The organism is Mucilaginibacter lappiensis, from assembly GCF_900155965.1.
GTDB lineage: Bacteria > Bacteroidota > Bacteroidia > Sphingobacteriales > Sphingobacteriaceae > Mucilaginibacter > Mucilaginibacter lappiensis.
Genome location: NZ_FTMG01000001.1, coordinates 672,647 through 697,660 on the forward strand (window position 1 = coordinate 672,647; position 25,014 = coordinate 697,660).

Consider the following 25,014-nt stretch of genomic DNA (forward strand, 5'->3'; position numbering starts at 1 on the left):
CTTTAGTTCATCATTTACCCGGCTATAATAAAATTATTGTTGAACAAAAAATTAACCTAACCCAATTAAATTAATAAGGAAAATAGGCAATTGGCTTGCCGGCTTTTTTCTTACTTTGGCTAAAATCTGCACGTGAAATGGATAGAATTTTTCAAGAAATAAAAAAACTCACCGATGTACCATCTTATTCAAAACATGACCGGTTTGTGCAGGGAATTATCAATGCTATTAATGAAAAGGCTATTGGTCAGGATGAAACGCTACCATCGGTAAACAGATTGATCAAAGAATTAGGCTTCTCCAGGGAAACGATCATCAAAGGATATAAAGATCTGATTAGTCGTGGTATTGTAGAATCAAAGAACAGGCTGGGATATTTTGTAGGTAATGGTAATACGGAGCAAACTTTAAATGTGGCCCTGCTTATGTATAACCTGGATACATTTGAAGAGCAATTCTATCGTAATTTCCGTCATGAACTGGGTCAGAACATCCGTTTGAACCCTTATTTTCATCATGGTGATATCGAGATATTTGAAACCATCCTTACCCAGATTAAAGGAAAATACGGAATGTATGTGATAGCACCTATCCCCCATCCCAAAACTAAAGAGCTGCTGGATACTATTCCACGTAATAAGTTCCTGATGTTTGACCGTTACGAACCGCTGGAAGGCGATTTTAACCATATAACCCAGGAGTTTGGCCAATCATCTTATAAGATCTTTTCGCAGCTAGCAACTAAAATTGGCCGGTTTAATGAGATGATATTCTACCATTCGCCCAGCTCATTGGATCCTAAGGAGATGGTTAAGTCTTTTAAAAAATTTCTGAAGGATTTTAATATCAAGGGGCGCATTGTAAATGAATATACACCGGGTTCAGTAGAAAAGGGAAAGGTTTATTTTACGCTGGACAACTTTGCACTCTGGCAGATCATGCGCGATTGTAATAGTCAAAAACTAATCCCCGGGAAAGATCTTGGCATACTTTCTCACAACGATGAGCCAGCTAAAGAGATCATCGGGATCACTACTTTCTCTGCCGATTTTTCAAACATGGGGAAACTGGCCGGGCAAGCTATATTAAATAAAGAAAAAATCAGTTTAACGGTTCCGATGATCTTATCCGAACGGAATACACTTTAAGGCGCTTAACTTAAATCACGCAAAGGTGAATTGGCTTATTTTAACCAGCTTTCTTTTTTTTACCAGCATAGTGGGGCTGGTTTCCTGGTATAAATCCAGAAAAAGTAAGCTCAATACGCTAAACAGTTTATTCCTGGCCGATCGTAGTTTAAGCTTTTTATTGGTAGGCGGAGGCTTGTTATTTACCAACATTAATACAGCCACCATCATAGGCGAAAACGAACTTACCTATACGCATAATATGTCGGTGATGGCCTGGGGAATGACCTCAGTACTGGCTATGCTATTGGTTTCTGAATTTTTGATGCCGATGTATCTTAGATTGGGGATAGCTACCACACCCGATTACCTTATCGCCAGATACAGCCCAGGCATAGGAAAATTGGTCTCTTTTATTTTTTTGATCAGCTATATCATTAATCTGTTACCTTCTGTATTGTATAGCGGTGCGGTTGCATTTAACGGGTTGTTTCACTTTTCGGAGATCTGGCATACAGATTACTGGACAACCATTTGGATACTCATCTGGGTTATGGGTACTGTTGGTTGCCTTTACTCTTTGCTGGGAGGACTAAAAGCTATTTCCATTTCGGATACCTTGCTTGGCCTGGGTATTTTTGCAGGCGGCCTCTTTTTACCATTTTTCGGGCTCAAGTATTTGGGGCAAGGCAGTATCATGCAGGGTTTACATACCCTGTTGCATACACATCAGGAACACTTAAATAGTATAGGTTCTAACTCAGACCCTATCCCATTCGGTACTTTATTTACTGGTATGTTGTTAGTAAACCTATATTATTGGGGTACAGAGCAATATATAGTTCAGCAGGTTCTGGCTTCAAAAGATCTTAAAAGTTGCCAAAAGGGTATAGCGGTAGCCTGTTTAGGAAAACTGATATCACCATTACTTTTAAATATACCCGGCTTAATTGCTGTACATATATTTATGCACCTGGATAATTCTGCCGAGGTATTTCCCAAGTTGGATAGTTTGGTATCGCCACCTTTTATAGCGGGATATATAGCAGCTATCATTTTTGGCGCTGCGCTTACCACTTTCAACGCGGGTTTAAACAGCTCAAGTACCTTATTCGTGCTAAACATTTATAAACCCTGGATGGAAAAGCGTTCCAGGCAAACTACCGAAAAAAGCATGATCGGTATAGCTAAAAGATTTGAGATCATCATTTGCTTAACAGCCATGCTCATAGCCCCTTTCATTATTTTTGTTAAGAATGGTTTTTATACCTATGTACAAATTGTCAACGGTTTTTTCAATGTGCCCATTTTTACCATCATGTTTATGGGCTTTGTAACTAAAAGAGTTCCGGCTATAGCTGCCAAAATAGGTTTGTTATTTTTTATAGTTGCTTATGGCCTTACCCAATTGGTGTTTGATCTGCACATTCATTTCCTGCACATTTTGGCTATATTATTTGTAATAACCTGCGGACTCATGCTGGCTATCGGTAAACTTTACCCCATGCCTGTACCCTATCGACAAAAGCTTAATAATGTAGTAGATATGAAACCCTGGGAGAACCGGCACATCTATAGCGGAATACTATTATTACTTATGGTATTGATGTTTATTTTGTTTTCTCCGCTTGTACTTGCAAAATAAGTTTGGACAATAAATAAAATTATCTATTTTTATAAAATAGACCAGAATAGACCAGAACATATCTAATTAACATGAGATCAATTGTTTCCTTAATCTACAGAATATTTATTTCTGCAGCATTGCTTGGCTTCATTCTTTTTTCTCCTGCCGTGGCTCAGGATAATGGTGTGAAATTTACCTCGTCTGATAAAAAAATGGAGCAGGCTTTTGTGTGGGCCAAAAGTATGGCTTTATACTATAAAGGTAATGCTAAAGATCCCGTAGGCCCATGGTATGAATCGGCATTACCACCCCGCGATGCTTTTTGCATGCGCGATGTGTCCCATCAAAGCATTGGTGCCGAAGTATTAGGTCTAAAAGAGGAGAACCGTAACATGCTCACATTGTTCGTAAACAATATATCAGCATCAAAAAATTGGTGCTCCTACTGGGAGATCAATAAATCGGGGAAACCAGCACCAGAAGATTATAGGAACGACCGCGAATTCTGGTATAATCTGCCTGCTAATTTTGATGTATTGAATGCCAGCTGGAGGCTTTACTTATGGACAGGCGACAAGTATTATATCAACAACCCCGCATTTGTGCATTTTCAGAAAAAAACGGTAAATGATTATATAAATGCCTGGGTACTATCTGCCGATTCTATTTTAACCAGGGCAGCTCACCCCAATGCGCCGGTTCCTTTTAATGAAAGTGATTCTTTTCACCGCTGTCGTGGTTTACCCTCCTACTCTGAAGGGGTTCCTAATTTAAAAACAGGTGCCGACCTGGTAGCTGCATTATACAGGGGTTTGCTAACCTATGCCGCTATATTGACAGAAAAAGGCCGACTTAAAGAAGCTGCTGTATATACTCATAAAGCTGAAAAGTACCAGCAACAACTGGATGCTGAATGGTGGGATGAAAAGGATAAATTATATTATACCTACTATAGTAACGACGGTCATTTTGGTAAGGATGAGGGCGAAACTTTTTTACTTTGGTTTGATGCTTTGAAGTATAATGCCCGTGTAACGCAAACATTAACACACCTCAGCTCCAAAACCTGGAATGTGGAAAACACATCATACCTTCCGCTTATATTTTATAACAAAGGCTCCTGGGACAAAGCAAGAGATTATATTATGTATCTCTCCAACGAAACTACTGCAAGAAGAGAATATCCGGAGGTTTCTTTTGGCGTGATAGAAGGTATTGTTCAGGGATTAATGGGCATTACACCCGATGCACGTACACATAGTATCAGTACTATGTATAAAACGGAGCATGTAGGTACCGTGACTATCAGTAACCTGCCTCTGTTGAATACGCTAATAAATGTGACACACCTTGACACACATCAATCTGCATTGACTAATAACGGAAAGCAGCAATTAAAATGGAAGGCCATGTTTTACGGTGGTTATCACCATGCTTACGCCAATAATAAAGCTACAATCGTCAGGCAAGAAACGGATTCACAGGGAAAGATAATATCTTTTATAGAGATAATCGTTAAGCCCGGTCAGCAGGTAAAAGTTAGCGTAAAATAATAAAACATCAATCAATCCTTACAAAAACATTTAATGAAATCATCCTTGCATAAACTTTTGCTTATACTATTAACATTCCTTATACAGGTACCCCTATCCTACGCTCAGCACCTATCATTGCCTCAACAAAATGACAGATGGCTTTTGCAATCCAATGGCAGCATCACCTGGAATATCAGTAACCGTTTACCACATGCCGATCATATAGAAATGTCCGGAGAGAAAGTATCGCTATGGGTGGCTTATAGTGTAGATAATTCCAAAGTTTGCCACATTACCCGTACTATAGTTTTCCCTACCTTTCGCATGCTTCCTGATGATACACGCAGTCACATTGCTTATACATTTGACGATAACGCTTTACCCAGGATGTATGTAGACGGCCGACTGTTACGGCCGGATCCTTCAGCAGCAAGCACTGGTGTACAGGTAAAAAGCATTAATCAGCATGGTATCATGCGTATGGAGGAACAGGTAGGCGATCAGAAATCCGTTAAAATAGAACGTTCTTTTTTCCCATCTGTAGACAAACCCCTCGCTATTGAAAAATATAAGTTCATCAATACCGGTAATAAACCAGTAACTATTTTCGTAGAGCATTTGAAACGGGAGGCTACTACCGATACTATCAGAAGTAAGGGTGGCCCACACACCATTATTATTCAATCTTTAAATGATGGCAGCAGGATATTGCAACCGGGACAGTCATATACTTTTTCCGTTTGCTACCAGGCTACTGATCATCCCACATCCCTCCTGCCCATTGATCCTGAACTGGAAGAAAAAGCCCGTCAAAACCGTATAGCCGAAATTGAGGCGCCTTTACAGTTGCAAACACCAGATAGCATATTGAATGCCATGTTTGCTTTTGCCAAGATCAGGGCTACGGAAAGTATTTTTAAAACCGAGGGAGGATATATGCACGGCCCGGGTGGTTTATCCTATTATGCTGCTATCTGGGCCAATGACCAGGCCGAATATATCAACCCGTATTTTGCCATTTCGGGTGACCGGATTGGAAATCTCTCCGCAATGAATGCTTACCGGATGTTTGCCCGGTATATGAATCCGGATTATAACGCTCTGCCAAGCTCCATTGTAGCCGAAGGTGATACCGTTTGGAAAGGCGCCGGTGATCGTGGCGATCAGGCCATGATAGCCTACGGAGCATCGAGATATGCACTTACCTATGGCAATGCCGATTCAGCAAAAGTCCTATGGCCACTTATCTCCTGGTGCCTGGAGTATAGCCGCAGACATATCAACACACAAGGCGTTGTAGAGTCAAAAAGTGATGAGTTGGAAGGTCGTTTCCCCTCAGGTAAAGCTAATCTATCCACCAATTGCCTGTATTACGACGCGCTGATATCATCAGCTTTACTTGGCCGGCAATTACAACTACCTAAACAACAAACTGATCTATACACAAAACAAGCTGCCCAGCTTAAAGAAAATATTGAAAAATACTTTGGTGCTGATATAGCCGGATTTCATACCTATAAATATTACGAAACCAATGACGTTTTGCGTGCCTGGATCTGTATGCCGTTGACTATGGGTATATATGATCGAAGCAAAGGTACTATTGATGCCCTATTTTCGCCCCAGCTCTGGACTGCCGATGGTTTAGCCACGCAAGCCGGGCAGGATACCTTTTGGGATCGCTCTACCCTTTATGCGCTCCGGGGTGTGCTGCAAGCGGGGGCTACTGAACAAGCCATGACTTTTTTACAGTACTATTCACGCCGCAGGCTTTTGGGCGAGCATGTGCCCTATCCTGTAGAAGCTTATCCCGAGGGAAACCAAAGGCATCTTTCTGCCGAAAGTGGTTTGTACTGCCGGATATTCACAGAAGGCTTGTTTGGCATCAGGCCTACAGGGTTTCATTCATTTACGCTAAGCCCCAGGTTACCGAAAAACTGGAATTTTATGACACTGAGAAATATTAAAGCTTTCGGTCGCTCCTTTGATATTACAGTTATCCGGAAGGACGTTAATGAGGTGGTCACTGTTATACCCGCCGGTGGTAAAGTCATCCAAAAAACATGGGCAGGAAAAGTTCCAATGGAATTTAAACTCGAATAGACCTATTAACTTCAATTCTCAGAAAAAACGAAAAAGAATGCATATTCAAAATACTGCGATAATTAAATAATCTTATCCAGCTCCCTTGAAACCAAACCCTTGTCCCATAACTTTCGGTTAAAGAATATGGCAACAAGTACCAGTAATGCAACACACAAAATGGTAAGCAGATAGCTAAATTGCATCAAGACTTTGCTCCAGCTTAAATCCCTCATGAAAAATTCTTTGTAAAGTAATAAGCCAACGCTGCCCAAATAACCAACAGAATCGCATATATATACAAAGAACCCGGCATTGGCTTTTAATTTAAATAAAGCGATCATCCGTTCAAACAAAACTACCTGAATTGGCGTGTAGGCTAAAAACATTCCCATCCCTACCAGGAGCATCCACCAGAAAGGACCTAATACATGGAAATGAAAAAGTAATGTGCTACCACCACTGATCAATAAGCCCAAAACAACCAGATATTGTGTAGCCCAGAAGCCTTTGATATTGCTACGGATAAGTGACAGACAACCTATAGCTGCCAATACAATGACTCCGGAAATGGCTTCCGTTATTGAAAAAACAGTTTTGTCCCAATGAGGCGCTATTTCATTCCATATCTCTACCGAGAAATTATCGCGAAAATCACGCATGGTAGTTAATATGGTATAAACCAATCCTGTACCTATTATAGCGGGGCCATACTCTTTTAAAATGATCCGCTTGTCCTCTTTGGTCATTGCTACACGTTCTACCCGTAATAATTTATCGGTTTCTGTAGGATTGGGCACTACCGAAAGCATCCACACAAACAGGAGAAATAAGGGTAAAAAAATCAGGCCTATAACACAGGGCATCCAAAACTCAGAAACCAGTGGAAACCAGCCATGAACCATAAAATAGATGGTTTTTAAAATACCTGATGATACAATGAGGCTAATACTTAAACCCATGGCCAGCATTTCGGTAAAGCGCCGGCCTTCGAGATAACTGAAAACAATTCCCCATACCATACCCAGCGGTAACCCATTCAGGAATAAAAAAACGAAATTATAAGGATAGGGAACTAAGCCAAATAGAATCAGGGCGAGTTCGGCAAAAACAATGAGTTTAATGATCAACTTTACCCTGCCAGATGCTTTAAGCTCTGAAATAACCTTAATACCGATGAATTTTGACACCATATAACCCAGTACCTGGGTAATGATCAAAACAGCCTTGTAGTCAATACCCCAGAGCATCAGCCCAGCGTAAGTACCGCTGGTAAATGGCTTTCGGAAAGCATACATACAGAAATATGTGCCAAAAGCCGCCAGCATACACCAACATATGAAGAAAACTTTTGACTGCACAAGTAGCTTATTTATTTGCTTCATATGGTGGCGATAAAACTGGCTAATGATCAGTTGTATATTCCTTGTATACTAGCTTCGGCATAACCGCCCGAGCAGGTCATTCCTTTACCACCTATGGCCGTACGGATATGTATACGACTTTCTATATCCATTTCTACCACATGCTTGCTGTTATGCTGCGGATAAACACCGGCCCATGTTGATGCTATTTTGCTAACATCGAAACCCACGATATTTTGCGCCTCTTTCAACATCAACTCATTAATGTGGCCATTAACATCAAAACTCAGATCGTCTGAATGGTTTACATCGGCATATTCATGAGAATCGCCAATAATAATAGAACCGTCAACAGCTTTTTTAAACAGGATGTGCACGCCCCATTTTTTTAGTTCGGCATAATGTTCAGGTGTTGTAAGTTTGGCAAACGAAGGACATTCCTGGAAGGACTCATACCTACGGATAGACAAGCCTGTTAATATATTGCCTTCTAATTGTACCTCCGGCATCGGGACAGTCCGCATCATTTGTAATTTGCACAAGATGATACCGCTATTTTTAAAATGATCGGCAAACAGCAATTTGTATTCCCCCCCATTGCACACAATTACCTTATCGGCAGTAAATTTTTGTTTGGATGAAGTTGTTACCTCCACATGGTCACCGATAACCTCACAATCGATAATAGCTGTTGCAGGTTTGTAAGTAAGCTGAGAGTATTTGGTAACAGCATACTTAATCAAACGATATATAAGCTTGTCCGGTTCCACACTTAATTCCTGCGGAAAAAAGATTCCTCCTTTGCAATATTCATTATTCAGAGCCGGCCATTTAGTTAAACAGTCTTTTGCCGATAATAACTCCGCCTGATAACCAAAGGTATCCATACGCTCTTTTAATTCATGAGCCAGCTGTAACTCCTCCGGATCAGACGCCAGGTAAACACTACCGTTATTACGCACGCTGATATCAAATTCCTGCTGAATCTCTTTATAAAGCTCGGCCGTTCTGATGGCATAAGGAAGCCAATCTGAAGACATTCCGGAAGTTACAACCTGACCAAAGTTTCTGACAGTTGCACTTACAGGATACTGATCTTTTTCAGTCAGCAGTACTTTTTTTCCTAAACGAACAGCATGCAGGGCATGGAATGTACCTAGTATACCAGAGCCAATTACTATTAAATCGTATGTTGATGAATTATTCATAATGATTTTTTACCAGGGCATTGAAAATGTTTTTACTGTAGTGAAGCACTTAATCGCTTCGATCACTCCTTCTTTTATTCCGAGACCAGAATCCTTGATGCCTCCAAAAGGAGAATTCTCTATCCGGTAACCAGGAACTTCATTGATATTAACTGTACCAACCTTTAGTTCCTTCACAAAGCGGATAGCATGCTCCATATTATTAGTGACCACCCCTGACGATAAGCCAAAAGCAGTTGAATTAGATAAGGAGATTGCATCATCAATATCTTTAAAGGTGAGTATTGGGGCCAAAGGCCCAAAAGATTCCTGAACAATCATTTGCGCATCCCTTGGAACATCCACGATCACAGTAGGTTGTAACAAAGCACCAGTGCGTTTACCTCCCAATAAAACCCTGGCTCCACGGGCAACCGCTTTATCGACAACACTTTCCAGATATAGAGCCGATTGCTCATCAATTACAGTCCCTACTTTAGTTTCAGGATTAGCCGGATCACCACAAGTATATTCTTTTGCTTTTTCAACAAAACGTTTGGTAAATTCTTTTGCAATGCTTTCCTGAACCAAAATACGCTTTACAGCAGTACAACGCTGACCTGAGTTTCGGAAAGATCCTTCTGCAGCCAATGTAACTGCCAAATCAAGATTGGCATCTTCTAATACGATCAAAGGATCATTACCACCAAGCTCCAAGATCACTTTTTTATATCCTGCGGTTTGCGCTATCTTCTTTCCAACAGCTACACTGCCCGTAAACGACACCAAATCAACCCTCGGATCCTGCACCAATGCTTCGGCAACATCTTTAGTATCTCCCAAAAGAACACTTAGCATATAAGTTGGCAAACCAGCTTGGTACAATAACTCCACCAAACGAATGGCTGTTAAAGGCGTTTTTTCCGAGGGTTTTAGTATAACCGGCGTACCCGCGGCTAATGCCGGAGCAATTTTATGAGCCACCTGGTTTAATGGGTGGTTAAATGGAGTAATAGCAACTGCCAGTTTTAAGGGTTCACGTAAGGTGAATATCTTACGTTGTTTGCCATTAGGGGATATGTCACAGGAAAATACCTGTCCATCATCTTTTAAACATTCCATGGAGGCAAATAGCAGTACATCGTGTGCACGACCAATTTCGTAACGGGCCTCAGTAATACATAGTCCCGCCTCAGCAGTGATCAATTGGGCGAACTCTTCTTTTCTTTCCAACAGCATGGTTCTGGTTTTATCCAAAACGCTATATCTTTCGTAACGGGTCAATACCCTCCCACCTTTTAAAGCTATATCAATAGCGGCTTGAGTATCATTCAAACCCGCCATTTCTACGGTGCCCACCAGGTGTCCGTTATAGGGATTATTAACCGCTAGTGTTTTCCCGGATATTACCGGCTTACCGGCAATTAACGAAGCTGATTTGATTATATTTTCAGTGGTTATCAACGTTTCTTCTTTCATTGTCCTCTTAAAAATTCATTTGTGCCCCTGATTAATGGGTGCCATTAACTGCAAAATCAAACACATCAAAGTTCCGGGGATCGCCTTGCGCCTTCATTTTGTACACATTGTTTAATGGATGTGAAACCACCAAAGGCACCATTTCTTCGTACCGGCCACCATGCGAGCGCAAGGTTCCGTCCAACGCCTTCAAATCATGATCGGCAGCTGTTTTTCCAACCACAACATCACGCGCAGATAACACGAACAAATCACCAGTCCGGTCGGCTGGTTGCTCCAGAATACGACATCCGGTTTCTTTATCATAAACCTCAGTAATACCCGGTTGCTGTGCCAGCCAATTTTTTACTTCATTGATATTAGAATTATTCTCTACATGCACAACCACATAAGAACCTAATGCACCATGATGCTTAACATAAGGATCGGTAATAGGACAAATAACGCGGAAACCTGCACCAAACTTTTCGGTAAGCATCGTCTCAATAAATAATACGTTGGGTGAACCATCGGCTTTTACTTTGGCATTCATACCATGATCTGCCGTTGCACCGATGATAGCTCCCAATGCAAGCATTTTGCCTAATTCAATATCCTGTGCTTCGTAAAATGCCAGTGACTCCTCAGTATCGGGTGCATATGTATGCTGCATATAATCTGTTAATGACAGGTACAGAAAATCGGCCATACCCTGTTCTATCATGGCTACACCTGCCCGTAAAACAAATAAACTGGCTTCGGCGCTGTAAATAACCGGTGTTTTATGCCCGATAACCCCTTCAGCATTTTCAATGCCATGCGTTTCCAGCTTTGCCTGGTTGGCTTTTTCTGCCGAAAAAGCAATACCATTTAATTTATAGGAAAGTATATCTCTTAATTTTTCCTTAGCGGTTACCACGGCTACTTTACGCCCCGCGTTTGCCGCCGCAGCTAATAAAGTATCTGTCCGGAGATATTCTGATGAGTTCATCATCACCTCCTGGTCTTTTTGCGCGTCATAGAAAAAGTTACCGCAAATACCATGTACAGCCGGACTGACCCCGGTTACAATAGATGAGTTATTAACATTGGTGAAAGACGGCAATGCTCCCCGCACCATGCCACGATAACCTTGCAAAGCCATTTTTTTAAGATTAGGCATGCGATCATGAGCCAAAGTAGTATCCAGATATTCGTCGGCTGAGCCATCCATGCAAATAACCACAATGGGCTTTGCCGGAGGCGTATATAATTTACCGTTTACTGAGAAGGGAGTAGTTGAAATGGTATTCATTATGTATTTCTGTTATTGAAGTATCGAATTATAGTTTATTTAATTAAAAGGTAATAAAGGGCCGTAACCGCTACGGCCCTAAATAAACACATTAATCAACTTACCAATACCTTTAAACCATTATTTGCATATGCAAAATTCTGTTTATAATTATTGTTTAGTATTTATTTCCAAATATAAATACTTTTTATAAAAAAGTAAACAAATACTAAACATTTATTAAAATATTTTTCCACATTTTTAGTTGGAAATAGCCAAAAAGATAGAAAATCTAATTTCAATTGTTTACCAATACTAAATATTACAATAATAAAACTGAGGTTTAAAAAAACTGAGATTATTTACGGATATCCATTCGCTCATTTACAACTTTCATGGTATCTATAAAATGCGAATCTAGTTTTCCACTAGGCAACGGGCCAGTATTTAGCACAAAAGACGCACGTTTATTTGCCACTTTTTTCATATTATATATAAGGGTATCAACAGGTTTATATATTTGTTTAGAATAGTATCCCCATTTACTACTACTCATATCCATGGCTTGCAATGGTATTTGCTTTAAACGCGGATCACTATCGTAAGCAACTTGCGGAAAAGGATCATATAGGGCATATACCATAGCATCTTCACCCGGAATGTAAAACATATCATGATTATTAATAATCATACAGGCTGGTTGTAATTTGTGAATCAGACCATAAATTTCCTGGAAAGGATATCGACTGATGTCTTTCGACCAATACCCGTCAAACCATATTCCTGCAACAGTTCCATAATTGGTTAGTAACTCGGTAAGTTGATTTTGTATATACTGAAAATACTTTTGCTCAGCCCGATTGGGATTAGATAATTGATGAATATACGTACCTCCCTCATTTTTACGAAATACAAAATCCGGATGATGCCAATCTAACAAAGAATAATACAACCACAACTTTACCCCCTGCTTATGACATTCATCAGCCAGGGCTTTAATGATATCAATATGCCTTTTTCCGTAATGCATGATCGTCCAGTCGGTATACTTTGAATCAAATAAACAAAAGCCATCATGATGCTTGGTGGTTATAGTGATGTATTTAAACCCTAATTGTTTAGCTGTAGCCACCCAATCTTTAGCGTTAAAATCTTTTGGGTCGAACTGATTTGCATTTTTTTCATATTGAGGTATGGTATATTTCCGCATAGCCCAGGCTTCATCCACATCATCTAACTGCGAATAAATGCCATAATGAATGAACAGACCTAATTTAGCGCTGTTAAACCATTGCCTATTTGCGAGATTACGTTTAGAAGGAATATAGGGCGATTGCGCAAATACAGCCGCTGAAAAAATAAACATTATAGAAAACGCAGCAATATTCTTTTTCATGATGTGATTTTAATGTTTTGTATGCTAACAATACAAAGGACCGCAAAGATGCGGCCCTTTGTAAGATTAACTAACCAAGTTCTTTATTTTACCTGCCAGGTAACACCATTTTGCGTATCAGCTCCACTAAACTGACTTTGAATAGCTGCTTTTACATTTACCGTATTCGTGGTATATTCACCAGTGGGATAAGCCCAGCGCGTAGGGATTAAATTATTGTTGGCATTTTGCGGCCCTACATCAAATTTAGGCACACCCGTTCTGCGGTTATTATAATAAGCTTCTTTTCCGGAGTTCTCAAAAAAAGCAACATATTTTTGCTCCAATATTTGCGTAAGCCCGGTTGGTGTATTTCCTGCATAAGGGTTTTGTGTTTGAAATGTGCTGATCGCAGCACCAGCTACGCCATAGAATTTCATAGATTCTGAAATCCCCTGATTATAATAAGTAGAAGCATCGCCAGAAACCCAGCCGCGATTGATAGCTTCTGCGATACTGAAATTGGTTTCGGATGCACCTGTATATACATAAGGTATACCCGTAGGACTGGCTTCCCAATAGTAAAAATTGATCTCGCTTAATAAACCCGCTATTGACTGAGTTTTTTGAGTGGATTGCAAATCACCGGTTTTCGCCCCTCTGAAAGAGGTAAACTCAGTTGCATAATTTGGATCGCCACTTGCTTTGGCAGAATCCGTAGGCAAGGCAATTACAAAAATTCGGGGATCTTTTGTTTTTTTAATAATATCAACATAGGTAGCCCCCAGCGTGTTTCTCAGATCTTTGTATAAAACAACGCCATTACTTGGCCATAACGGGTAATTATTGGATACATCCGAGGTATTATATACTAATTGAAAATTATCCGCATTGGTTAATATCAAAGGATATTGTGCAGGATTGTTGATTATATTGGCGAACTGCTGTTTGATATTTAAATCAGGTGCATCATCTGCCCTTTTGCTTAAGCTAATCAGCACCCGTAAACGGAAAGAATTGATTAACTTTTGCCATTTGGAAAGATCACCACCATAAAAGAAATCCCCATCAACTATTGTATTACTTTTCACTAAAGGAGCTATCTGCGTATTGGCATCATCCAACAATTTTAAACATTGCATGTAAACATCGTGCTGACTATCGTACTTCGGTGTGAAAATTTTACTGGTTGCTCCGTTTAGCGCCTCACTCATCGGAACATCACCAAACATTGTAGTTAAATTCACAAAAAAGTAAGCCCTGAAAAATTTGGCAAGAGCCATATAAGGAGCGGCTGTAGCACCGTTTTTTTGCGCTTCTATTTCCAGGCGGCCAACATTTTGCAGATAGGTATAGTTAGAATAACTACCTGTTATCCAGTCATAATATTGCCCTCCGTAATATGGTTCGTTCAATACCATAAATTGATTATTGCGTTGATCTTGCCCCCAAGGCCCTTCAGATTGCACTAGATCTAACAAAAGGCCGGTAAACACCAATTTTGGTGGTGCATTTACAATAGCCGAGGGATCTTTTCGTAAATCATCAAACTTTTTGCATGACAATTGGACCATACTTAAAATAAGTAAAAAAAGGCCTGTTATATTTCTTGCTTTCATGTTGTTGCTTATTAATATCTTAAAATGTGGCATTTAAATTAAAGCCAATACTTTTAACCGTTGGTGTTTGCAGATTGGTAGAGCTGGATGTAAACTGATCCAGATCTATATTTTGCGTTCCTTTTCCTGTCAGGTATAATAAATTCCTGGCTACAAAAGAAACACTGGCAGTTTTTATAAATTTGGTACGATCGAGCAGGCTTTTTGAGAAATTGTAACTCAGTATAACCTCTCTGAGCTTAACATAGGTGGCGCTCCTGGTAATCTCATAACCTGATGTATAAAAATTACTGGCCCAGTTTTCATAAAGAACCGGTACATTATTAGGAGCAAAAACCCGTGTATCCGAAATCACTTTACCATCCTGATCGGTGCTTAAAAGACCACTTACTATCTTTGATCCATTAGTCATAACCGTACCTTGCCAGTTTGGATTATTGCGGTTATTCCAATCGGCCAAACGTTGTGGCGAATCTGAGCCCGGCGCTACGCCTGCCTGCCATTGTTTGTAATCAACATAATTTTGAACTTTGCCGCCAAAACGGCCATCTAACTGAAAGCTAAGACTAAAGGCCTTATACTTGAATGTATTGTTAATACCGGCAACAAAATTATTATCTGTATAACCTACTTTAGTTTGATAAGGGTTTATTGCAGGCAATCCATTAGATTTTACAATGATGTTTCCCTGGGGATCTCTTTGAAAATCATAAATATAATAGCTGTCTGCCCGGTCACCTAATTTGATCATCCCATTGCGGGTTTGTACGCCATCAATCTTATCAAGCCATTTGTGATTGAAAGACCAGTTACCTGCTATATTCCATGAAAAGGCGGCTGTTTTTATTGGAGTTCCGTCAATAGTCAATTCCGCTCCCTTACGGGTATAGGTGTAAGCATTCTGCTGATAAGATGTAACTCCCGAAGTGGGTGATTCAGCAACGTTTACAATCCCAGGCCCCTCAATATTGTGAAAATAAGCCGCATCAAAACCTAAGCGATTATTAAAAAAACGAGCCTCTAAACCTACTTCAGATGTTTTTACACGTGCAGCTTGTATGTCACCGTTGTAAAGTGTACTGCTATAATTAACACCGGTATTATTATTCCAGCGAAGGGAGTTTGTTGTATAGGTAGGTATCTGTTTATAAATATCATACTGATTATTTTCATCCACCACGTCGCGGGCAATATTAGCATAAGATCCCCTTGCTTTTAAATAAGATATAGCTTGGGGTAAATGTATAAACTCAGATAATACAACGCTCAAAGAAGCTGAGGGATAAAAATAAGTATCATGACTTGCCGGCAAAGTAGATGATTTATCAAAACGACCGGTTAGATTTAGATAAAGAAAAGTTTTGTAATTCAAATCGATCAAGCCATACGCACTGTTTACCTGGCGCTGTGCAAAATAATTTTGTGGCACAGAAGGCAAAACAGAGTTACTCAAGGTGTATACACCCGGCACCAGTAAGCCGCCGTTTGTGCTGGCATCGGTTTCCTGAACATTAACTGTACGTATATTAGCAAAAACCGATGTTTTATATCCGAATGATCTGAACTTATCTGCATAGCTTAAAGAAGCCTGCGTATTGTTTTCCCAGAATTTAGAATTCTGGTTGATATAGCCTCCTATCTGATTGTAATTACCATATTGATAAAAATTACCTGAAACCGGAATATTAACAGCATAGTTTTTAGACCAGGTACTTACATCGGTACGTAAATTAAATTTAAGCTTATCTGTTATGTCATAATCCATCTGTACGTGTCCATACAAGTCATCCTTTTTGTAGATCTGCAAATTCTCATAAGCCACAAACCAGGGATTGTTATATATGGTGTATTCTCTGGAGTATTGCTGAATACCAACTTTACCTGGTTGCCAGTAATTTCTGAGATCACGGACATCATAATCGGCACTTCCCCAAACTGTCATCAAATAAACCGGGCTTGTGGGGCCATATCCGGCAACCGGATAGTTTGGCGAAATCTGCCTGTCGTAATTAATGCTGGATTCAAACCTTACTTTTTTACTTACATTTATTGTCCCGTTAACAGAAAAGTTTGTAATATTTAACTGTGTATTAGGTATAGTACCACGTTGGTAAATATCCGAAACCGAAAATCGCAAGTTACCAAGATCACTTTGTGTGGAAACTGCAACATTATTGGTGCTGATCAATCCATTTTGCAAAAAATTCGCAAGATTGTCTTTACCTCTCGCCAGCCAGGGTATTGGCACCAGGTTACCGGTAGCGGGGTCAACCGGACTATTATATTGTGGAATTAGCTGCCCTTCAAACCGGGGGCCCCAAATAAAATAATCGTTATCATTAGTTCCACCACCTTTACCATCTTTAAATGCATAGTCGAAATTATCACCGGGACCATAGCTGGTTTGTATTTTGGGTATCGCATTATAACCAAGCTGCAACTGGGTACTTGAATTGAGCTCGACAGATAATGATTTTTGCTTAGAACCCGTGCCTTTCTTAGTTGTAATAATAATAGCGCCATTCGCTCCCCTGCTACCATACAAAGCAGCCGCGTTTGCGCCTTTTAATACCGAATAACTTTCAATATCATCCCCACTCAAATTCCAGGAATCAGTACTGATTGGTGTGCCATCCACTACAAAAAGTACTCCCGTTTGGCCACGGAGAGAAATTCCGGGATTCCCAAAAAGATTAGAACTTGGCGTAATCAGCAAACCCGCTACTTTTCCGGTTAATGAAATTACAGGGTTTGGTTCCCTTGCTTTGGTTAATGCATCACCTTTTACTTCCTGAATGGCATAACCTACGGCACTTTTTTCTTTTTTAATACCGAGTGCAGTAACTACCACTTCATTGAGGTTTTTGGAATCAGTCTTCAACAAAACAGTTAAGGGGTCTTTGCCTTCAATTTTTAACAACCGGGTCAAATAACCGAGCGATTTAAACTCCAGAACATCCCCGGCATTTGCCGCAATTCTGAATCCACCTTTTAAATCAGAGGCCGTGCCTTTCCCTGTTGATTTATTGGATACGACCACTCCCGGAATAGGCCCCGACTCATCGGAAACTTTTCCTTCAATCGTACTTTGAGCATAACCTATACCCAAAGTCAGCAACCATACTACTACCAGGAGCAGGCCATGCTTTAACAAGTAAAAATTCTTCATTTTTTAATAGTTTAAATTCCAATAGTTTTGTTTAGTATTTGTACAAATAAAGTCATTATTTGTAAACAACAAGTTAATAAATATTAAACATTAAAAACAAAAAAACTCACTTATAAATTAAATTATTTTTTAGACACACTTATAAATAACTTTTTTTAATAAAACACAGATAACTGTAAATTAACAAATTACAATTAAATTTATTACGCAAACGTTTGTGTAAGCAATTATCAGACAATCAAAGCGATCATTTAACACACATTAGACAATTGATTGATAGTTTATAAATACTAAATAAACATTAAATAAAAATAAACAACCAGAATATCCCTCTTTCAGATAAATGCAACACCATAAAATGTGATAAATTGCAGGCCCTTAAAAGTAATTTTTAAAAAAAGGCATAAGCGTTGGGAAAATGACGAAAGGAACTCATATCGAATAATGAATTTTAATTTTCCAACATCAAAACCATTATTCCACAGTCGATACGGATACTACACTTTATAAACCCTATTTAATGACATGGAATGCTCTGCGCTAAGCTGATCAACGTAAATCCATTATATTGCAGTCCCCACGGGGCCTCTCGCAGTTTAAGTTAACCCACAAAATCTAAATGTGAACTAAACAGCACTCGGAAAGCAAGTTCACGATTAGGAGACTCCGCTGGAGTCCACCATTTCTTTAAATTTTATCTATAAACAGGAGGCCTCTCTGAGGCCGAATGGCAGGCCAGGTATACTAATTATAGTATAAAGCATTGCCGGCCCCAGCGGGGCCACGTGTTTATAGCCTAAAAGAGGACGTTCTTTGGCTCCGTAGGTGGTTATGAAATTTTAGGTTGGTGAATTTTGTGGGTTAACTTAAACTCGCAGAGGCCCCTGAGTTATAAAGTTGAGGAAGAAGCAACTTTAGGGGCCCTTTCAGGTAAATCAGAGTGGGTTTACACTTAAACCCACTATATGACAATAAAACATAGATATTTATTTGATTATCAATTAAATAAATAATGTTAACCATAAATTGTGTAAACCCACTTGTAACAAACTGGAACGCCTGTTCAGGGATATAGATATGGGGCTTTATTTATAGCACTTAATATCGTGCGGAGATGAGTATTAATCGTTGGAGATGAAATAATAAACTACCAGCATTATAGCTTGAGAATCGCCAATATTAGAGAGGCTATGTCCCAGGCGACCATCAAAAAAGATAGAATCACCTTCTTCTAAAATATAATTTTTATCTTCTATCAAATAGTCGATCCTACCTTTAATCAGATACTTGTATTCAAAAGCATCGGTCACTACCATTTTATTGCGCCGGGCTCCTTTTTTTAACTCTAACAATACAAAGTCAACCGGACCACCCTGTATATTACGTGTCAGCATCCTTTGATAGCTGAAACCTTTGGATGCCTCTTTTTGAATTGGGCTATATTCAGATGAACGAATGACAAATACTTTTTCCTGATGCCCTTTGGAAGAAAGATCTTTAAAAAATTCAGTTAAATCCAGGTTTAACGACTGAACGATATTCATCAATACCGGAAGAGAAGGTATGGTACGGTTATTTTCAATTTGGGATATTAACCCTTTACTAACCCCAGCCTTATCAGCCAGTTCCTGAATGGTTATACGTTTGTCTTTTCTTATTTCTTTTAAACGGTAGCTAATCTTCAGGATAATATCGTCTTGCATAGTAATTACTTTCGATCAAAAGTAATCAAAATTTAATAATGATACCCGTTACGCAATACAGGAAAGGGACTAAGGTACCTAACTTTATTTTGACTGATCTTAATCCTATAACTTATTTGAATAGTAATACAGGCAAGTCGAGCGGAATCAAAAAAATAGCCACTAGTTATTATTCAAAATCATGGTTTACACTATTTCAAGGAAAAAAATCACATATTATTGATTATCAATAATATAACACCGTGTTAACCATAAAAAGTGTAAACCATGTAAACCCACTTTTTAGCAAGTGAGCAACCTGTTCAAACAGTATACGTTATTATAAGGTTCGCTTAATTAAACCCATCAGTTACGGGCTTCCCACGCCAGCTTTGTGGCATTTTCAATCCAAATACCCAGGCTATGGTAGCAGCCGTATCGTACGTAATGATCACATCTTTTATTTCATGATTTTTTTTGACACCAACACCGTTTATTATCCATGGTATTTGTATCTCATCCAATGATTTACCACCATGTCCTTTATTAATACCACCGTGATCGGCTGTCACTATAATAATAGTTTCGTTTTCGATACCTGCATCTTTTAGGGCCTGAACAATTTTACCAATGCGCGCATCAACCTTTTGTAATTCCTCATAATAAGCGGGGGTCCGATGACCTATATTATGCCCCACACCATCAGGCTGGCTCACATGGATAAATGTAAAAAGGGGTTTCTCTCTTTTAATGACACTCACCGTAGTATCCACACAAAAATCATCTCCTGCATCGCCACCCGGTATCACAATATTGATAGCATCTTTTTCTATCAGCGGAGCTATACCACCCCAACTATAAATAGCAGCAGTTTTAGCTTCTGGCCTTTGATCACGGATAACGCTAAAAATAGTTGGAAAAATACCATACTTAGTGGTTGTGACTGACGGAATTTCAGGAACTTTACTATTCCATTCTGTATAGCCATGCTCTGTTATGCCTGCTCCCATTAACATTGATGCCCAATTATCGGCACTTGATGATGGCATTACACACCTTGCTTTTAACGACCATGAGCCTGTTTCCATCAGATGTTTTAAGTTAGGCATTTTTGCGTCGGGCACAGCGTAAGCCCCAAAACCATCACAACCTATCAATACGATATGTTTTACATGTTTAATTTGTGCACTTAGTTGTGAAACTAAGCCAATCAGGCAAAGTATAATAAATGATCTTTTCATAATATAATGGTTAAACTAATCAGGAATTAAGGTTAATTTTTCTGGGCGAAATGGTTGGCACAACCTCGTAGCCCATTTCATGTTTGGGCATACCCAGTTCGATAGGCGACGGACCAACAAAAGATGTGCTGGCGCCTTTTAATGAGAAACTTCCGCGACTATCTATTTCAGCTACCGTGTAGATGGGATCTTTATAAGGTACTGTGTATTTGATATAAGGATATTTCTGATCAATTTCTGCATTATAACGCATCTTAACGTAGGAATCACCCAACCATTGGTAAGACATGCTATTGATCTGAACATAAAAGATATCATTAATCTCATTTTGATAATCCAGGTGATGGTGACCACTAAATACCAACCGTACTTTTTTAAAACCTGCATCCTGATTAGCTCGCTCCAGAATCAGCCTGATCTGGGTAGCATTTTCAATACCACCCATATCGTTATCTAAACCTTGATGACAAAATATAATAGTGGTAAGTTTGGTTTGCTGCAGATCTTTTTCCAACCATGCCTGTTGTTCTTTACCGATAAAACGCGCATATCCTACCGGTCTGTCTGGCGAAGGATTGTGCTCATTTCCATTTAACACTACAAAATGATACCCGTTTTTATCAAAGGAATAATATTTAAACGGCGCTTTCCAGAAAGCGATCACCTGATCATGGGAGAAACCACCGTCATTATCATGGTTACCAATCACGAGATACCGGGGACCAGTGAATTGTTCCCATATTTTTAAAAATGGAAGATTTCTTTCATAGGGTCGGCAAAAATCACCTAACTGAATAATGAAATCAATCTTTTGTTTTTGCATATCGTCTACGAAAACCTGCAAACGTTTTTCACCGTCATGCATAATGTCCTGATGTATATCCGCACATATCCCAAACCTGATATTCACTTTAGCCGGAGCGTTCGATAATTGTACAGAAACCGGCGAGGCGATTATTTTTTTAAATGGGGTGATCATCAAACCACCTACTGCCAATTTTTGAATAAAGTTTCTTCTGTTTTGATTTTTCATGGGATAAACGAACTATGTTTTAGCTTACTGTGCAATGCTACCTATTACTGCACCAATAGGATTTACTGAGGTGAAGTTAAATCCTAACAATTTGGCAATGGTTTTTGCGTACTGATCCTGATAAATCTGTCCATTATTTTTCACCTCGCCCAGTGGCTTTATCTTAGGGCCCATAGCCATTAACCAGGTATCATTAGCATGCGGAATACTGGCGCCATGACTTGTCCATTGTTTTCCTTCCCCTCTCCCATGATCGGGCATCACTATGATAGTGGTATTGTTCTTATAAAAGGAGTCTTTCTGCATATAATTCCACAAACTACTAATCATAGCGTCAATGTTATGGATGGCATCCAAATAGAGATCATAATTACCTCCGTGTGCATGATCATCTGTATCAGCAAGGTCAAGGTAAACTACCTTTGGATGTTTGGCCTTAATATATGATTTAGCCAGTGCGTAGGTAGTAGCATCCAAACGTTCGCCGTCACCCCATATCTGAGGCTCATAATGCTGAATTTCATTGGCCAGTTTTTCGGCCTCTGTAAGATTATCTCCTTTAATGTCTTCAAACGGATTATTAACCATTATGCCATTCCTATTCCGGTTTATAATTCTGGCCACAGCATCCCACGATGCAAAAGCTACAACTTTGCCTTTATATCCTTTTTGCTGATCAATAAATTCCAGTACATTTTTGTTTGGGTTATCAGGATAGTCGTTTGAGTTCACTTTAGGATCTGCGTACCCTGTTAAGTTTTCACTTCGGCCTGGGTATGAAAACCAATACGGGTTTTTAACATTTACCGGGCTTCCTAAATCACGGTTGCCGTACAATTGCCCATCTTTCGCAAAAATACTCCATACAAAAGGCATCAGCTTAGCTCTTCGCTCCTGTTGATCCTCAGACCAATATTTTTTTATTCGCTGAACGGAATCCTGAGAGTTATATCTTTTGTTCAGGATCAATGCTTTCTCAGCACCCTGAAAAACTTCGTGCCATCGCAAGCCATCAATGGACACGATAATAATATTTGCCGCCTTGTCAGCTGTAGCTTTCTGAGCGGATGCGGTTATGCAGGTTACCAACAAAAACATTAATAAGAAGGATAGTTTTTTCATTTCAGTTAGGGTTATATTTTTAATTAATTAGGCCTCGTACTTAACATATTCATCATCAAAACTGCCATCGCTATACAGATTCAGCAAGGAGTAGCCCGGTACAGTTTGTTTATAAGAGCTTTTGCCATCATCACCCGGCTCCCACCAAAAACCACTGGCTGCACCATTACACAAATAACTCACATCGTTGTACCATACTTTATCCAGCAGGTGAATATGACCACTCAAACAAACTTTGATGTTTTTATTTTTGTTAAACACATCAATAAACTTCATAATATCCAGATGATTGTAGCTGCCACTTACTTTAAATGGACCAATAAAGTCAGGTTTATTATCAGTGATACCTGTACAGCTCAGGAGTGGGTAATGTGACATGATCAACGTTGGCTTACCATTGCTAGCTTGTACATCCTGAACAAACCAGTTCCATTGTTCTTCATCCAACATCCCTGGGGTTTTGGGATGATTACTATCCAGCATAATAAAGTGCCATCCATTCTTGTCGAAACTGTAATAACTATTCTTCAAACCCAACATTTTAAGTACACCAGGTTTACCAAAAAGTTCATCTCCTTTACCCTGCCACCACATGTCATGATTTCCAAGCACGCTATACATCGAAATTTCATTAACTAAGGATATGCTATCTTTCCAACAGTTCCATAGCTCAACAACACGCTCTTTTTTAATATTATCGTAATCGGCTGCATATATAGAGTCACCACCATTCAGGATCAGATCAACCTTATCTTTTTTGATCATTTCCAAACACTTTTTAAAACGGGCTACAGCATTGTACTCAGGTCGTATATGCACATCGGTAATGTGCGCTATTTTTAAAACCTTTTTCTTTTTTTGCTCCGAATTAAGGGGAGATGCAACAACAACATTGCTTAATGCCGCTGCTCCGGTAGCCAGCCCGATCTTTTTGATTAGATCCCGTCTTTTCATATAATTTGATATCGCTAAAAATTGGGTTTACCGATGTCAAATATAAATACTACACAACTAGTTTACAAATACTATACAAAAATTAACATATTTTAGTATTTTATTTAACATTGGTAAACATTCAACTGAATGAACTTCATATTTTTAAAGGCTTAGCCATAAAAAAACAACTTCATAGACCTACTTTTCATGACTCATCATTAATTATTTTCGGAAGTTATTTGGCGGGAAGCAGAAAGAATTTCTGTGAATAAGGAATAGCGTTGCCGATGCAGATTGCCAATTACAGCGGTAATATAAGCTCACCGGCTGTAAGCATGTTCTTATTATGGGTTGAAAGGTCTTTATGTAGATCTGGTATTAACCAGAGATAGCCAGTAAATAGTCCAGATTTTGTTGAGTACCATATGATTTGCCGGCTAAGCGTACTTGCTGTTCTTGCCTAATTCCCTGTAGTTGCACAGTTTGCTGCTGAACAATGGTCTGTTCATTAACCAGCAATTGATATGCATCTTCTGAAATGATCAGATCATTATCCAGTTCCCTAGTCTTGGCCTGAAGCCGGGAAGCGATGTTGACAGGCAAGCCCATAACCGACAATTGTGGCGCGTTATCTAAACCGAATTCGCCCACGAAAACTTTTCCGGCGTGTAAACCCATACCTATTTCGAGTGGGCCACCATAATAGGGTTCAGCATAAGCTTCATTAAAAAGGTTAACCGTATGAAACATTACTTGGGCGGCCTGGTATGCATTATTCACAGCTACCTTAAGTTCGGTTTGTAAACCAAATACTATATACAAACTATCGCCGGCAATTTCTACCACCCTGCCTTCGAATTTTTTCACAATTTGGCCAAAAGCTGTGAACAACCGTCGAACAATCTGTATAACGGTTTGACCTGGCTGTGATTCCATCAGTCCAGTAAAGTTCCGGATATCCAAGAACATAATGGCAAGCTCCTGCTCCTGATCAGGTGCAGCAGAGTTTGGGTTCAGCATAAAGTAATTATTTTCCATAACAGTAGGGACGATTAGCCACTTAAAACATTTTAACAAATGTAAAACGGTGACAAAGCTATGGCAAAGCAAAAAAGGCCAATGGTGCTTGCTTATCGGTGAAAACCTTAATAAAAGCGGTAAAGAAATTTAAAAGACCGTTTTGC

17 protein-coding genes are annotated in these 25,014 nt (G+C 39.4%); 4 read left to right on the top strand and 13 right to left on the bottom strand.

All coding sequences use genetic code 11. The features are described from left to right. The first annotated feature begins 137 nt into the window (after positions 1-137). The 4 genes from BW976_RS02755 (at position 138) to BW976_RS02770 (ending at position 6,392) form a co-directional block, all read left to right on the top strand. Positions 138-1,148, top strand: coding sequence for a winged helix-turn-helix domain-containing protein (locus BW976_RS02755; protein WP_076370131.1), 1,011 nt, complete (start codon positions 138-140; stop codon positions 1,146-1,148). Positions 1,149-1,173: 25 nt separating this feature from the next. Further along, positions 1,174-2,772 (top strand): solute:sodium symporter family transporter, encoded by a 1,599-nt coding sequence (locus BW976_RS02760; RefSeq protein WP_076370133.1) that lies wholly within the window; start codon positions 1,174-1,176, stop codon positions 2,770-2,772. Between the two features lie 71 nt (positions 2,773-2,843). Next, positions 2,844-4,307, top strand: coding sequence for a glucosidase family protein (locus BW976_RS02765; RefSeq protein ID WP_139332178.1), 1,464 nt, complete (start codon positions 2,844-2,846; stop codon positions 4,305-4,307). A 33-nt stretch (positions 4,308-4,340) separates the two neighbouring features. Continuing rightward, positions 4,341-6,392 (top strand): hypothetical protein, encoded by a 2,052-nt coding sequence (locus BW976_RS02770; protein ID WP_084192035.1) that lies wholly within the window; start codon positions 4,341-4,343, stop codon positions 6,390-6,392. Between the two features lie 62 nt (positions 6,393-6,454). Here the strand turns inward: BW976_RS02770 and BW976_RS02775 are convergent, their stop codons facing one another. The 13 genes from BW976_RS02775 to BW976_RS02835 all read right to left on the bottom strand — a co-directional run bounded on the left by BW976_RS02775 (position 6,455) and on the right by BW976_RS02835 (position 24,868). After that, positions 6,455-7,756, bottom strand: a complete 1,302-nt coding sequence (locus BW976_RS02775; protein WP_076370137.1) for a DUF5690 family protein — start codon at positions 7,754-7,756, stop codon at positions 6,455-6,457. 26 nt (positions 7,757-7,782) lie between these two features. Further along, on the bottom strand, positions 7,783-8,943 hold the full coding sequence (locus BW976_RS02780) for a TIGR03364 family FAD-dependent oxidoreductase (RefSeq protein WP_076370139.1): 1,161 nt from the start codon (positions 8,941-8,943) through the stop codon (positions 7,783-7,785). Positions 8,944-8,952: 9 nt separating this feature from the next. Then, complete coding sequence (gene phnY, locus BW976_RS02785) at positions 8,953-10,401, bottom strand: phosphonoacetaldehyde dehydrogenase (RefSeq protein WP_076370141.1); 1,449 nt, start codon at positions 10,399-10,401, stop codon at positions 8,953-8,955. 31 nt (positions 10,402-10,432) lie between these two features. Beyond that, positions 10,433-11,674 carry a phosphonoacetate hydrolase gene (gene phnA, locus BW976_RS02790; protein ID WP_084192036.1) on the bottom strand — a complete coding sequence of 414 codons (1,242 nt, stop codon included), beginning with the start codon at positions 11,672-11,674 and terminating at the stop codon, positions 10,433-10,435. A gap of 337 nt (positions 11,675-12,011) precedes the next feature. Further along, entirely contained in the window at positions 12,012-13,049 is a 1,038-nt protein-coding gene (locus BW976_RS02795) for an alpha-L-fucosidase (RefSeq protein ID WP_076370145.1), read from the bottom strand. 83 nt (positions 13,050-13,132) lie between these two features. Further along, positions 13,133-14,647: a SusD/RagB family nutrient-binding outer membrane lipoprotein gene (locus tag BW976_RS02800; protein ID WP_076370641.1), complete on the bottom strand. Its 1,515-nt coding sequence runs from the start codon at positions 14,645-14,647 to the stop codon at positions 13,133-13,135. Positions 14,648-14,666: 19 nt separating this feature from the next. Further along, positions 14,667-17,816, bottom strand: coding sequence for a SusC/RagA family TonB-linked outer membrane protein (locus tag BW976_RS02805; RefSeq protein WP_076370147.1), 3,150 nt, complete (start codon positions 17,814-17,816; stop codon positions 14,667-14,669). Positions 17,817-18,937: 1,121 nt separating this feature from the next. Continuing rightward, the gene (locus tag BW976_RS02810) at positions 18,938-19,519 is read right to left on the bottom strand and encodes a helix-turn-helix domain-containing protein (RefSeq protein ID WP_076370149.1); all 582 of its coding nucleotides are present in this window, start codon (positions 19,517-19,519) and stop codon (positions 18,938-18,940) included. A 332-nt stretch (positions 19,520-19,851) separates the two neighbouring features. After that, positions 19,852-20,739: an alkaline phosphatase family protein gene (locus tag BW976_RS02815; RefSeq protein WP_076370151.1), complete on the bottom strand. Its 888-nt coding sequence runs from the start codon at positions 20,737-20,739 to the stop codon at positions 19,852-19,854. Positions 20,740-20,758: 19 nt separating this feature from the next. Then, complete coding sequence (locus BW976_RS02820; protein ID WP_076370153.1) at positions 20,759-21,772, bottom strand: metallophosphoesterase family protein; 1,014 nt, start codon at positions 21,770-21,772, stop codon at positions 20,759-20,761. A 24-nt stretch (positions 21,773-21,796) separates the two neighbouring features. Beyond that, complete coding sequence (locus tag BW976_RS02825) at positions 21,797-22,894, bottom strand: alkaline phosphatase family protein (protein WP_076370155.1); 1,098 nt, start codon at positions 22,892-22,894, stop codon at positions 21,797-21,799. A 27-nt stretch (positions 22,895-22,921) separates the two neighbouring features. Continuing rightward, a complete protein-coding gene (locus tag BW976_RS02830) occupies positions 22,922-23,848 on the bottom strand; it encodes a metallophosphoesterase family protein (protein WP_076370157.1) in 927 nt (308 codons plus the stop codon). A gap of 360 nt (positions 23,849-24,208) precedes the next feature. Next, the gene (locus BW976_RS02835) at positions 24,209-24,868 is read right to left on the bottom strand and encodes an adenylate/guanylate cyclase domain-containing protein (protein ID WP_076370159.1); all 660 of its coding nucleotides are present in this window, start codon (positions 24,866-24,868) and stop codon (positions 24,209-24,211) included. Between the last annotated feature and the right edge of the window lie 146 nt (positions 24,869-25,014).

Coding starts and splice junctions, on each gene's coding strand:
- BW976_RS02825 (WP_076370155.1), bottom strand. CDS start 22,894: ATGAAAAAACTATCCTTCTTATTAATGTTTTTGTTGGTAACCTGCATA.
- BW976_RS02830 (WP_076370157.1), bottom strand. CDS start 23,848: ATGAAAAGACGGGATCTAATCAAAAAGATCGGGCTGGCTACCGGAGCA.
- BW976_RS02755 (WP_076370131.1), top strand. CDS start 138: ATGGATAGAATTTTTCAAGAAATAAAAAAACTCACCGATGTACCATCT.
- BW976_RS02775 (WP_076370137.1), bottom strand. CDS start 7,756: ATGAAGCAAATAAATAAGCTACTTGTGCAGTCAAAAGTTTTCTTCATA.
- BW976_RS02765 (WP_139332178.1), top strand. CDS start 2,844: ATGAGATCAATTGTTTCCTTAATCTACAGAATATTTATTTCTGCAGCA.
- BW976_RS02835 (WP_076370159.1), bottom strand. CDS start 24,868: ATGGAAAATAATTACTTTATGCTGAACCCAAACTCTGCTGCACCTGAT.
- BW976_RS02820 (WP_076370153.1), bottom strand. CDS start 21,772: ATGAAAAATCAAAACAGAAGAAACTTTATTCAAAAATTGGCAGTAGGT.
- phnA (WP_084192036.1), bottom strand. CDS start 11,674: ATGAATACCATTTCAACTACTCCCTTCTCAGTAAACGGTAAATTATAT.
- BW976_RS02800 (WP_076370641.1), bottom strand. CDS start 14,647: ATGAAAGCAAGAAATATAACAGGCCTTTTTTTACTTATTTTAAGTATG.
- BW976_RS02805 (WP_076370147.1), bottom strand. CDS start 17,816: ATGAAGAATTTTTACTTGTTAAAGCATGGCCTGCTCCTGGTAGTAGTA.
- BW976_RS02795 (WP_076370145.1), bottom strand. CDS start 13,049: ATGAAAAAGAATATTGCTGCGTTTTCTATAATGTTTATTTTTTCAGCG.
- phnY (WP_076370141.1), bottom strand. CDS start 10,401: ATGAAAGAAGAAACGTTGATAACCACTGAAAATATAATCAAATCAGCT.
- BW976_RS02810 (WP_076370149.1), bottom strand. CDS start 19,519: ATGCAAGACGATATTATCCTGAAGATTAGCTACCGTTTAAAAGAAATA.
- BW976_RS02770 (WP_084192035.1), top strand. CDS start 4,341: ATGAAATCATCCTTGCATAAACTTTTGCTTATACTATTAACATTCCTT.
- BW976_RS02780 (WP_076370139.1), bottom strand. CDS start 8,943: ATGAATAATTCATCAACATACGATTTAATAGTAATTGGCTCTGGTATA.
- BW976_RS02815 (WP_076370151.1), bottom strand. CDS start 20,739: ATGAAAAGATCATTTATTATACTTTGCCTGATTGGCTTAGTTTCACAA.